The sequence below is a fragment of the Vallitalea guaymasensis genome, assembly GCF_018141425.1.
Classification (GTDB): Bacteria; Bacillota; Clostridia; order Lachnospirales; family Vallitaleaceae; genus Vallitalea; species Vallitalea guaymasensis.
Genome location: NZ_CP058561.1, coordinates 795,485 through 807,495, shown reverse-complemented (window position 1 = coordinate 807,495; position 12,011 = coordinate 795,485). Strand labels below are relative to the sequence as shown.

Annotated in this window: 16 protein-coding genes; 15 read left to right on the top strand and 1 reads right to left on the bottom strand. The window is 29.6% G+C overall.

Annotation, left to right across the window (positions count from 1 at the left end; genetic code table 11):
- Positions 1-148: 148 nt before the first annotated feature.
- The 7 genes from HYG85_RS03610 (at position 149) to HYG85_RS03585 (ending at position 6,569) form a co-directional block, all read left to right on the top strand.
- The gene (locus HYG85_RS03610; protein WP_212692322.1) at positions 149-529 is read left to right on the top strand and encodes a YbaN family protein; all 381 of its coding nucleotides are present in this window, start codon (positions 149-151) and stop codon (positions 527-529) included.
- A complete protein-coding gene (locus tag HYG85_RS03605) occupies positions 522-2,297 on the top strand; it encodes an ABC transporter ATP-binding protein/permease (RefSeq protein ID WP_330619217.1) in 1,776 nt (591 codons plus the stop codon). The genes HYG85_RS03610 and HYG85_RS03605 overlap by 8 nt, the downstream gene beginning before the upstream one ends.
- A complete protein-coding gene (gene cydC / locus HYG85_RS03600; protein WP_330619216.1) occupies positions 2,290-3,945 on the top strand; it encodes a thiol reductant ABC exporter subunit CydC in 1,656 nt (551 codons plus the stop codon). Before HYG85_RS03605 ends, cydC begins: the two co-directional genes overlap by 8 nt.
- A complete protein-coding gene (locus HYG85_RS03595; RefSeq protein ID WP_212692320.1) occupies positions 3,945-4,241 on the top strand; it encodes a nitrous oxide-stimulated promoter family protein in 297 nt (98 codons plus the stop codon). The genes cydC and HYG85_RS03595 overlap by 1 nt, the downstream gene beginning before the upstream one ends.
- 182 nt (positions 4,242-4,423) lie before the next feature.
- The gene (locus tag HYG85_RS03590) at positions 4,424-5,545 is read left to right on the top strand and encodes a TlpA disulfide reductase family protein (RefSeq protein WP_212692319.1); all 1,122 of its coding nucleotides are present in this window, start codon (positions 4,424-4,426) and stop codon (positions 5,543-5,545) included.
- A gap of 18 nt (positions 5,546-5,563) precedes the next feature.
- A complete protein-coding gene (locus tag HYG85_RS24485; RefSeq protein WP_273327089.1) occupies positions 5,564-5,698 on the top strand; it encodes a CD1871A family CXXC motif-containing protein in 135 nt (44 codons plus the stop codon).
- Between the two features lie 25 nt (positions 5,699-5,723).
- The gene (locus HYG85_RS03585) at positions 5,724-6,569 is read left to right on the top strand and encodes a 4Fe-4S binding protein (RefSeq protein ID WP_212693691.1); all 846 of its coding nucleotides are present in this window, start codon (positions 5,724-5,726) and stop codon (positions 6,567-6,569) included.
- A 156-nt stretch (positions 6,570-6,725) separates the two neighbouring features.
- On the opposite strand, the gene HYG85_RS03580 is transcribed toward HYG85_RS03585, so the two are convergent.
- Positions 6,726-7,073, bottom strand: coding sequence for a winged helix-turn-helix transcriptional regulator (locus tag HYG85_RS03580; protein WP_113671725.1), 348 nt, complete (start codon positions 7,071-7,073; stop codon positions 6,726-6,728).
- Between the two features lie 149 nt (positions 7,074-7,222).
- On the opposite strand from HYG85_RS03580, the gene HYG85_RS03575 reads away from it, so the two are divergent.
- From HYG85_RS03575 to HYG85_RS03545, 8 genes are all read left to right on the top strand, one after another.
- Positions 7,223-8,149 carry a permease gene (locus HYG85_RS03575; protein WP_113671724.1) on the top strand — a complete coding sequence of 309 codons (927 nt, stop codon included), beginning with the start codon at positions 7,223-7,225 and terminating at the stop codon, positions 8,147-8,149.
- Between the two features lie 31 nt (positions 8,150-8,180).
- The gene (locus HYG85_RS24480) at positions 8,181-8,312 is read left to right on the top strand and encodes a hypothetical protein (RefSeq protein WP_275540576.1); all 132 of its coding nucleotides are present in this window, start codon (positions 8,181-8,183) and stop codon (positions 8,310-8,312) included.
- 218 nt (positions 8,313-8,530) lie between these two features.
- Positions 8,531-8,710 carry a CopG family transcriptional regulator gene (locus HYG85_RS03570; protein WP_212692318.1) on the top strand — a complete coding sequence of 60 codons (180 nt, stop codon included), beginning with the start codon at positions 8,531-8,533 and terminating at the stop codon, positions 8,708-8,710.
- A gap of 136 nt (positions 8,711-8,846) precedes the next feature.
- On the top strand, positions 8,847-9,122 hold the full coding sequence (locus HYG85_RS03565) for a DUF6809 family protein (RefSeq protein ID WP_212692317.1): 276 nt from the start codon (positions 8,847-8,849) through the stop codon (positions 9,120-9,122).
- A 397-nt stretch (positions 9,123-9,519) separates the two neighbouring features.
- Positions 9,520-10,539, top strand: coding sequence for a hypothetical protein (locus HYG85_RS03560; protein ID WP_212692316.1), 1,020 nt, complete (start codon positions 9,520-9,522; stop codon positions 10,537-10,539).
- Positions 10,540-10,555: 16 nt separating this feature from the next.
- On the top strand, positions 10,556-10,819 hold the full coding sequence (locus tag HYG85_RS03555) for a hypothetical protein (RefSeq protein ID WP_212692315.1): 264 nt from the start codon (positions 10,556-10,558) through the stop codon (positions 10,817-10,819).
- A gap of 47 nt (positions 10,820-10,866) precedes the next feature.
- Positions 10,867-11,205, top strand: coding sequence for a helix-turn-helix transcriptional regulator (locus tag HYG85_RS03550; protein WP_212692314.1), 339 nt, complete (start codon positions 10,867-10,869; stop codon positions 11,203-11,205).
- 180 nt (positions 11,206-11,385) lie between these two features.
- Positions 11,386-12,006: a TetR/AcrR family transcriptional regulator gene (locus HYG85_RS03545; RefSeq protein ID WP_212692313.1), complete on the top strand. Its 621-nt coding sequence runs from the start codon at positions 11,386-11,388 to the stop codon at positions 12,004-12,006.
- Positions 12,007-12,011 lie beyond the last annotated feature (5 nt).

The window sequence follows — 12,011 nt, the reverse complement described above, 5'->3', positions numbered from 1 at the left end:
AAAAACAAATATAGTTAAGTTTTTTTATGTGTAATGATATATAATAATACATGAAAGTGATAATCAATATCGTTTATAATACATATTATTAAGTATCAAAGTTAATTTGTCAATAAAAATATTATACCACAGGTTGGGAGGGTAAAGTGTGAAAATAGTATATTTAACTGCGGGGTTAATTTTTTTTATCATAGGTCTTATAGGAGTTGTACTCCCCATATTGCCTACAACTCCTTTTATGCTGCTTACATCATATTGTTTATTAAAAAGCAGTGATAAATTGAATGATAGATTCATTAGAACAAAATTTTATAGGGAGCATGTAAAACCATTTAAAGAAAATAAAGGTATGACAATAAAGTCAAAGTTAGTAATAATAATACCTGTAAGTCTGATGTTACTAATTATGGCTGTATTAATAGATAACACTGTAATGAGGATAGTTATCGCAGTTCTTTTGACAGTAAAGATTGTAGTATTTTCTAGAATTAAAACTATAAAGACAGAGGTGTTGAATGATGATGAATAAAAGATTATTATCACTAAATGATAATTCCAAGAAATGGGTAGCACTTACAGTATTTATGAATTGGATAGCAATAATATGTAATATAGCAGTAATAGTATTTATTGGTGATATCATAGATAAGTTGAACAACAATGATTTAGATTATAATCTGACAAAACAGTTTTTATTTGTTATTTTAATTCTAATAATAAAGTTTATTTCTAATAAGTTATCAACTACATTTTCATATTATTCATCAGCTGAAATAAAAAAAACGCTGAGAGAAAGAATTTATAAAAAGCTGTTAGACCTAGGGGTAAATTATAATGATACAATATCTACTTCTTCAATAGTTCAAATATCCGTAGATGGAGTAGAAGCTCTTGAGGTTTATTTCGGAAGATATCTACCCCAGTTGTTTTACAGTTTATTAGCTCCTATTACATTGTTTATAGTAGTATCATTCATTAGTTTAAAAGTAGCAGTGATACTTTTATTATGTGTTCCCTTAATACCTATTTCAATAGTAGCAGTCATGAAGATAGCTAAAAAAATATTGAGTAATTATTGGAATATCTATACTAATCTAGGAGATTCTTTTTTAGAGAACATACAGGGACTTACAACACTAAAAGTATTCAATCAAGATAAAGAAAAAAATATTAAAATGAACGAGGAAGCGGAAAGTTTTAGAAAGATAACCATGAAAGTGTTAGCAATGCAGTTGAATTCCATAACTATAATGGATCTAATAGCATTTGGTGGTTCGGCTGTAGGTATATTAATAGCGCTTAATGAATTCTCAGCAGGCAACATAAGTGTAGGTGGAGTGATTGTTATTATTCTGTTATCTTCAGAGTTTTTTATACCACTTAGATTATTAGGTTCCCTATTTCATGTTTCCATGAATGGAATGGCTGCAAGTGATAAGATATTTGATTTACTTGACCAAGAAAAAGAGAAGGAAGTAGACCTAACAGAAAAAGAGAAAGAATCACTTAAAGATATTAATATAAAATTTGCTGATGTGACATTTAGTTATGATAAAGAAAGAGTAGTCCTTAACCATATAAATCTACATATAAAAAATAAGAAGATGATAGCTTTAGTAGGTGAAAGTGGTTGTGGGAAAAGTACAATAGCTAATTTACTCCTAAAACTAAAAAAAGTGGATGAGGGAGAGATAACATTGAATGGGCTTAATATAAATGATATTCCATTTAATTATTTAAGAAATAAAATAGGAATTATAAGTCATAATTCGTATATATTCAATGGAACAATAGAAGATAATTTGAGAATGGGTAAATATGATGCAAGTAATGAAGAGATAAAAAATGCTCTTGAAAATGCTAATTTATATGATTTTGTCATGGGACTTCCAAGTAGATTAAAGACAAATGTAGGAGAAGGTGGAGCTCTTTTATCTGGTGGACAAAAGCAAAGATTAGCCCTTGCTAGAATCATACTTTCAGATCCAGAAATAATTATTTTTGATGAGGCAACCTCCAATATAGATGTTGAAAGTGAAGAAAAAATATGGAAATCAATTTATGAAATAGCTGAAAACAAAACGGTCATATTGATATCCCATAGGTTAGCGAATGTAAAAAATGCAGATACAATATATGTATTGGATAAAGGAAATATGGTTGAGTGGGGTAGTCATAGTGAACTTATGAATAATAGATCAAAGTATTATAATTTACTAAAACACCAAGAAGAGTTAGAAAGTATATATATGAAGAGTGAATCAAATATCAAAAGTGAGGTGGCTATCAGTGAATAAAAGACAATCAGGTATTAAGATAATGGCTAGACTTATTAAGGTTCTGAAGCCACTAAGTCCAATAATGGTTATTACAATCTTCTTTGGAGTAATAGGATATTTAGCATCTATGTCAATAATGACATTTGGGGCGGTAGCAGTATCAGAGAAATTAGGAATAGATATGGGATTTACTTTATCTCAAGCCATAAGTATAATAATAGCTTGTGCAGTATTAAGGGGTGTTTTAAGATATATTGAGCAATATTCAGGGCATTATATAGCTTTTAGAATCCTTGCCATACTTAGAGATAAGGTATATAAAGCACTAAGAAGATTAGCACCAGCCAAACTGGAGACAAAGGAAAAAGGGAATCTGATATCTATAATAACTAGTGATATAGAGTTATTAGAAGTATTTTATGCTCATACAATAGCACCAATCGCTATAGCGATACTCACTTCAACTATAATAATTATCGTATTATTTAATATTAATGCCCTATTTGGGATATTATCAGCTGTATTCTATATACTGGTAGGATATGTGATACCTGTATTATCATCAAAACTTGGTAATGATGCAGGTTTGGAATATAGAGATGAATTTGGTAAGACAAACAGTTTTTTGCTGGATTCATTAAGAGGTATTAAAGAGATATTGTTTTTTGGTGAAGGAGATAGAAGGCTTGAAGAGATAAATAACAATAGTGACAGATTAAATTCTAAGTCAAAGGTTATAAAATCCCATGAAGGATTAATAAGAGCAATAACCGATTTAACTATAATGATAGCTATACTTACTTTTTTATTTGCTGGTATATTTCTTTACAGAGATAATGATATTAATTTGGGAGAAGTGTTAGTAGCTCTAGTATTACTATCAAGTTCATTTGGTCCCGTAGTAGCTTTGAGTAGCTTATCCAATAATCTAATTCATACTTTTGCATGTGCACAGAGATTATTTGATATATTAGACGAGGTGCCAGCGGTTAATGAGATAGAAGGAGATATGGATCTAAAATCAAATAATATATCTATAGAGGATATGAATTTTAACTATGATTCTAGAGAAAACGAGCTATTGAAAGATGTGAATCTACAGATAAACAAAGGGGATAAGGTAGCTATAATAGGACCTAGTGGTTGTGGTAAAAGTACACTAATAAAGCTTATAATGAGATTTTGGGATGTTACTTCAGGAAGTATAAGTATAGATAATAAAAGAATAGATACTATACCAAGTAAAATCCTTAGAAAAAATCAGTCGTTAGTGAGTCAAGAGACATTTTTATTCAATGATACTATAGAGAACAATATAAAAATAGGTAATAAGGATGCTACACATATAGAAGTGGTAAACGCATGTAAGAAAGCATCTATACATGAATTTATTATGGCACTTCCAAAGGGATATGACACTAATGTAGGGGAGCTTGGTGGAAATTTATCTTCAGGTGAAAGACAAAGACTTGGAATAGCAAGAGCTTTCTTGCATGATGCTCCAGTTATTATCTTAGATGAACCCACTAGTAATTTAGATATCTTGAATGAGGCAGAAATACTTAGAAGTATAAATGATGAATGCAAGGATAAAACGGTAATAATGGTATCTCATAGAAAAAGCAGTGTATCCATTTGTGATAAGAAAAAGGAGATAGTTTTTTAATGACAAGAATAGAGAAAGAAAAGCGTATGATTGCTCAGATGATAAAATTATATTGTAAGAAAAATCACCACAATAAAGAATTATGTAATGAGTGTAAAGAATTACTAGAGTATGCATTAAAGAGACTAGATCATTGCCGTTATGGAGAAAATAAGACATTTTGTAATAAATGTCCCACACATTGCTATAAAAAAGATAAAAGAGAGCAGATGCGAAATGTAATGGGTTTTAGTGGTCCACGTATGATTTTACATAATCCATTAATGGTAATAAAACATTTTATACAAAAAAATTAATATTGATATTAAGAATCCAACATATAATTTGATATGTTGGATTTTTTTACAACTTCTATACAACTAGCATAAACTTTCCATATAGTTTTGAAATATACTGGATTTGCAGTGAGAACATTCATTGATATTGATGAAAACTACAAAAAGATATCATAGGAAAAAATAGAAAGGAAGTTAACAATATGATGAAAAGAATAATAACGGTTTTATTAATTGCATGTCTAAGTATTTCAATAATAGGATGTGGAAAGGAAAAAGATAATAAGAAAAAACAAGATGACAAGATAGAACAACAAGACAATTCAGTAGATGAGAAAGAACAACCAGATGACTCTCAAGAAGAGCTAAATCCTTCAGAAGAAATATTGGAAGGTGTTAATCCAAAAAATTTTAAAATGCAAGAAATGGGTATATTACTAACTTATCCAAAGTTATGGCATGAAAATTTTGATGATATGATGGGATGTGTAAATGGAGGTTTTCAATTAAAGACTGAATCAGGATATAATATGGAAATACAGGGAAGTGTACTGTGGGATTATAATATAAATCAGAAACCACAAAATTTGGCAAATGTATTTATGGTTTCAATAGATGAATGGAATAAAATGATAGAAAATGGTAAGTCAATGAAAGATTTCTTGACTGAAGAAAATTGGTTGCTTTTTGAACATGAACCTAATATAACTACACATGAAGAAAATGATTATATGTATATAATAGTTACTCCTGATAAGAGTAAGATAACTGAAAAAACAGATGAAGAAAAACAGTATAAAAATATGCTGGTGACATCAGAAGAACTGTTAAAATCAATAGAATTCATAGAAATTGTAACACTGGAAGAAAGAGATAAAAGAGCAAGTGAGTCTTTTACAGTTGTCCCTCAATTCAAAGCAAAAGATACAAATGGTAATGATGTAGACAACAGTATTTTTGAAGGCAAAAAACTTACAATGATTAATGTATGGGCAACAACTTGTGGAGCATGTGTTAACGAAATGCCAGAATTACAAGAACTGTATAAGGATATGAAAGAAAAAGATATTAATGTAATAGGAATAGTAACAGATGGCTCAGAGGAGCTAGAATTAACAAAAACAATAATTGAAAAAACAGGAGTAGAATATACAAATATAGTACCAGACGATAGTTTGAATGAATATCTAAAGAATTTGACTGCTACACCTACAACAATATTTGTCAACGAAAAAGGTGAAAAGGTAGGAGATATACAGATAGGAGCACCTAGAGAAAATGCAAAAGAGGCTTATGAAGAAGAAATTATTAAGCGCTTAAAATAGTATAAGGTGGGCTATTAGGTGAAAAAGTATATTAGAATTTTTATAATAACATTAAGTTTCGTTTTTATTGGTGTAGGTTTGTATAGAGGTGAGTTAAATGATGTTTTCAAGAAAGCGATTAATGTATGTTTGGAGTGCATAGGAATTGGGTAGATATTTAAGAAGAATTGTTCAAGTAATGACAGCTATTATCACTAATTTACATCTAAAAGGTTTTTCAACAGGTAAAATATATACTGGTAAGATGAAAAAAATATGTGTTCCAGGACTTAATTGTTATTCTTGTCCTGGAGCCCTAGGAAGTTGTCCTATCGGGTCTCTCCAAGCAGTAATTGGAGGAATAAAATATCAATTTTCATTTTATATGATAGGTCTCTTGATGCTGATAGGAAGTTTAGTAGGACGATTTGTATGTGGTTGGTTATGTCCTTTCGGGCTAATTCAAGAACTTATACATAAGATTCCATTACCAAAATTAAAAGTCAACAAAACCTTTAATAAACTAAAATATTTAAAGTATTTAATTTTAGTGATTTTTGTATTCTTGCTTCCCATGTTCTGGGTCAATATTGTTGGTATGGGAAAACCTACTTTTTGTGAATTCATCTGTCCCGCAGGAACTTTGGAAGGTGGAATACCTCTTGTTCTACTAAACAAACCATTAAGAGCAGTTATTGGATTTTTATACACATGGAAAATAGCATTATTGGTTATTACAGTTATACTATCAATTTTCATATTCAGACCTTTTTGCAGATTCATATGTCCACTTGGAGCCATTTATTCATTATTTAATCCTATAAGTTTATATAGATTGAAGATTGATTCAGACAAATGCACAAGTTGTGGTATTTGCAGTAGAAAATGTAAAATGCAAGTTGATGTTTATAAGAATCCCAATAGTCTAGAATGTATAAGATGTGGGGAATGTATTTCAAGTTGTCCCCAGAATGCAATAGAAATAGTTAAACCTAAGTTACCATTAGTAAAAAATAGCAAAAATAATTTGAGGGAAGTTAAATAATTAATATTATATAGATAAGTGTTACTTAATAAAATACCTTTGTGCAGATGATAGTTATATAAAAGTGACTGTCTCACCATATGCTTTTTCGCAGTCCATAATCTAGGACTCTTAGATGCTATTGTGAGACAGTCCTTTTTAGTGTATATATACACATTATTTTGATTGGCTCTTATATTCATATCCCCAAGAGCACATGAAATCTAACATGGGCATTAGGGTTTTACCTTTTTCTGTAATACTGTATTCTACTTTTGGTGGAATTACTTTATAATCTTTTCTATAAATGAGTTTGTCATTTGTTAATTCTTTCAGTTGTTGGCTAAGCATTTTATTGGTAACAGTTGGTATGAATTTTCTGATCTCACCATATCTTTTAACACCTTTTTTAGCTAAAAACCATAGAATCAATGGTTTCCATTTTCCTCCCATTATTGATAAAGTGAATTCGATTCCACACTCTGAACTTGTTAAAGCTTCAATTTTTTCTGATTTGGTTTCCATCTGTAGTCCTCCATTTCTTAAGGGTTTCGTTGATTTATAGTATCTAAAAAGTTACTAGTAACTTAAAAGTAAGTACTTTTATTTTTGCATATATACATTATAATAAACCCATAAACAAAAAAAATCAACTATCAAAGGAGGACATAATAATGTTTCAAGTAAATAATTTTTCAGTAGCACTAGATTTTTTTAAATTAATTATGGGAGAACTTATTGCATTGTTTATTGGAATAAGTTTTCTAGTGGCATTACTTCAAAGATATATTTCAAAACACACAATAAAAAATATATTGACAAAGCCCCGTAAAGGATTTCAAAATATTTTAGGTGCTTTACTAGGTGCAGTAACTCCATTTTGCTCTTGTTCAACTATACCTATACTAGTTGGGTTGTTTAAAAGCGGAGCACCTTTTGGGGGAACAATCTCATTTTTAATATCTTCACCAATATTAAATCCAATGATTATTATTCTTTTCCTAAAATTTTTTGGTATAAAAGTAACTGTAATCTATGCAGTATTCACATTCATTTTTGCAGTTTTAGCGGGTATATTACTAGAAAAACTAGGAATGGAGAAACAAATAAAAAATGTTGCCATAAAAGGTGGACACGACGATGAAATAACTTATGACATTCTTGAAGGAACAAGGAAAGAAAAACATCTACAAGTAATGAAATTAGCATTAAAGGATACCTTTTCACTATTTATAAAGGTTATACCTTATTTATTGGTTGGTGCAGGAATAGGAGCATTCATATATGGATTTGTTCCAGAAGATCTTATAGCAAAAGTTGCTGGACCAGACAATTTATTTGCAGTTCCTGTAGCTTCTATCATAGGAGTTCCTATGTATGTTAGAACAGAGACTATGATTCCAATAGCAAAAGCACTCAATTCATCAGGTATGAGTATAGGAGCTATAATGGCGTTAATAATCGGTGGAGCAGGAGCAAGTATACCTGAAGTTACATTGCTGAATACAATATTCAAGAAAAAGATGGTTATTGCTTTTGTAGTATCAGTATTTCTAGTAGCTACAATTGCAGGATACATGTTTAATCTATTTGCTATATAAAAATAACTTATTGGTAGAGGAGGTGAAAAATATGAGTAAAGAGAAAAAGTCACTTTTGAATAAGCTATTTAAAAATTCAGGAGGATGCAGCTGTGGAATACAAATAGTTGAAGAAGATAAGAAAACTAAAGAGACTAATGAAAAGTCCAAGCAAAAAAAATAATAATATAGATTAAGGGTAGTTTTATATCATTAAACAAAGCAAACAGCACTTTTATTAATAAGAGTGCTGTTTGCTTTGTTATAACAAAATTTAAAAAAATAGCTACTTGACAATAATTATTAAAAATGAACTAATCTATAATGTAATATAAAACTATTGACTTTTAGTGCCTACAATAATATACTTGTTGTAGGCACTAAAAGGGAGGTGAATACACAATGCCTAAAAAAATGGGGCGTCCGCTATCTGATAATCCTAAGGATAAGGCGATACGAATACGTGTTGATAAAGATACATTGGATAGATTAGATTGGTGTGCTGTAAAGCTTAATTCTAATCGTTCTGATGTCATCCGAAAGGGGATAGATAGGATAGCAGATGAGCTTAAGGACAAATAAAAGAAGTAGTGACTTGTCGCTAAACTAGAACACTACTTCTACACCCTCCACAATAAGCAGAGGTAAATATATTATACATCCGTTTATTGTGGAATTCAATGCATTTTTATTGATTGCACGATTAAAGGAGGATTATATGAAACCAATAATAGAACAATTATTTAACGGAGAAATTGATTCGTTTAAGAATTTCATCGGAACAGATGAATATAATAAATGCAGTTCAGAAGTCATTAAGGAAGAAAATGAATTTTTAAAACAAATTAGCCAAGAGCAAAGACAAATATACGATAAACTATTGGATATAAAATCACAACGTTCTGTAGTAGGGAATAAAATCCACTTTGTCTATGGCTTTAAAACAGGCTTTAAGTTAGCCTATGAACTGTTGTATGACGAAGATAATAACTAGAATACTAATGTTGAAAAATATCTTAATATAATCAAAAAATACATAAATTGATACTAATGTGCTATATATAGCATATTATATAAGTAAGAAAAATGACTCCACTACGCTTGTGAAAGCTGTTGGTGATTTTTATCTCTATAGATGAGAGTATAGGGCATGTAACTGTTAATAATTACATGCCCTCATACTTGGCTTGCTTATTTGATAATTGTATAAAATAGACCGATAAGACAAATAAACCATGTCTTATCGGTTTTTTGTCTGTTATGAAATAAGCTATAGATTAAGACTTATTCACATTTTTTCATTTGTAAGGTTTATTTAAGGTTTAGTTTAATCACGTGAAAGTTTGGGATGCTATAATCTTTCTGTATTCAAAAAAAGGAGGCATACTTAGATGATTTCTTGGGAACTAAAAAAGATATTTAAAGCAAAAATAGGCTTGATAATTATTGCATTATTCGTTTTTCTGTCTGGAATTATATTTTTAATAAAACCCACACTAGAAACAGAACACTCATTCCGGGATGAAAACTATAGATTAGTTATAGATACAAGACCTAAACAAGAGATTGCACAAGAGAAGTATAATAACAAAATAATACAGATGAATCAAATTTTGAACGCATCCCAAAATGATGAAACAGCCAGTGGGTTTTCTAAGAAGATGCGGGAACAACTAAAGAATATTAAATATGAAGAATACAAAGATGTAGATTTCTACAAAGTCATGGATCATAGAATAGATTATCCATTAATGTCAGCTATCATAATTATTATTTTGATTTTAATATTCTCTAATATATATACAGATGAAAAAATATCAGGTGTAGACAATATAATACTATCATCCAAAAACAAATTCAAGGAATTATATTCAAAAGTAGCATTAGCAGTAACATTACCTATAGTATTGTATAGTATCTATTTGTTAGTTACTTTCATAATAACTGTTGTTCAATATGGGTTGCCTGTGAATGGAGAATTGGGAGCATTTCGAATATCTGACATGGGATTTCTTTTTAATAAGGCTTATACCATTAATGAGTATCTACTATTAAAAATTATGACAATGACAGGTGTATTCATCAGTATATCAGTAGCAGCTTGTTTTTTTTCATTGATATCCTCTACTTCTTTGGCATCTATAAGTGCTGTTCTAATATTCATGGGTCTAGGTAGAGTATGTACCCTCATGAAATTTTTACCTTATCCATTGCTTAGTATACTGACAAAAGGAAATTATGAAGAGCTAATACTTTATCCTGATAGATTCATTGGAATGTATGCTGGAGAAATTAGTATATTGGGAAGAGATTTTGGAGTAATCAATGTGTGCAATGTTGTTCTGATAGCGACTATTTTCACAGGAATTTTATTTAGTGTGTTGGCGATCAAGAAAAAATTGAATAGATAATATGAGGAGGAGAGTCATGAATAGATTAGAAATACAAAATATAACTAAAACATATGGTGAAAAAAATGCGAATGATAATATAAATATAACACTTGAAAATGGTGTGTACGGACTTCTAGGACCTAATGACACTTTTAAGGTAATGAAACAGCCTATGACCAATAATGATATAGAGGCAATTATAATTGCATTGAAAGGACTAGAGACTACTCTTGAAAATGAACAGATAACGAAGACTCTAAAAATAAATCCTTGTCATCCGATAATAATGAGATTATAAGTATAGACTTTAGTATAATAAATGAAAATCAATGTATAAGCAAATATATGAGAGTACTGTCAGATGCTATTGTCAACAAAAAAATGGTAACAGTTATATATTGTAATGCAGACCAATTGATTACTAAACGAAATATTGAACCAGTTATGCTTAAATATATGTGGTACACATGGTATGTAGCTGCTTACTGCTTGGATAAACAAGATTACAGAATTTTTAAACTAAACAGGATTCAGGAGATAGTACAATCAAATATAGATTTTGGATGTGATGTGTTTTATGAAGTTTTTGGAGATGAAGTACCTGCAAGGATGACCTTGACAACAGATTTCTTTGATGATAGGTGTTTATGTATGATGGATGCAGTTGCGTATAAAAAGAAATAACAAGTTAATATAATACCAATAGCAAGGGACTGTACATATGAGACAGTCCTTTTTGTATTTGTCAATTGTTGTAGATATATAGCTATAATGGTTGAATTAAGGATAGAAGTTTGTTATACTAAAATACAGACCAGATGGTTTGTTTATCTGGTTGTATAATATTGAAGGAAGGTCATTAGATTGAATAGGGAAGAACAAAACAAAAATAGTAGAAAAAAGATCTTGGAAGCCAGCTTACAGGAATTTGGTGAAAAAGATTATACGTCAGCATCCATCAATAATATATGTAAGAATCATAATATTTCTAAAGGGATGTTATTTCACTATTACAAAAACAAGGATGAGATTTTTCTTCTCTGTGTGGAGAAGCTTTTTATTGATTTAAGTAATTATTTAAAGGATAACTTTAAGATATTACATTCAAACATGGAAGATAATTTTAGAGATTTTATTCAAAAAAGGTTTATTTTTTTTCATCAATATCCTTATTATGAGCAGATATTTTATTCGTCAACCTTTAATCCGCCAAAACATTTGATATATGAAATAAATTTGTTAAGAAAACCCATTGATGAAACTAATAAAGAGTTCTGGTGTGAAATTATAGGACATCTTAATTTAAAACCAGATATAATTATAGATGATGTAATTGATATGATTATAGGTATAGGGAATCATCTGCATATTAAAATTCAGCAGAATAATACTCAATATATGGAGGGTGAATCCTGGGTGGTAGAGAAATATACAACAGAATATGTGAAAATGATAAATATGCTTTTATACGGAATAATAGATTAAGCAGT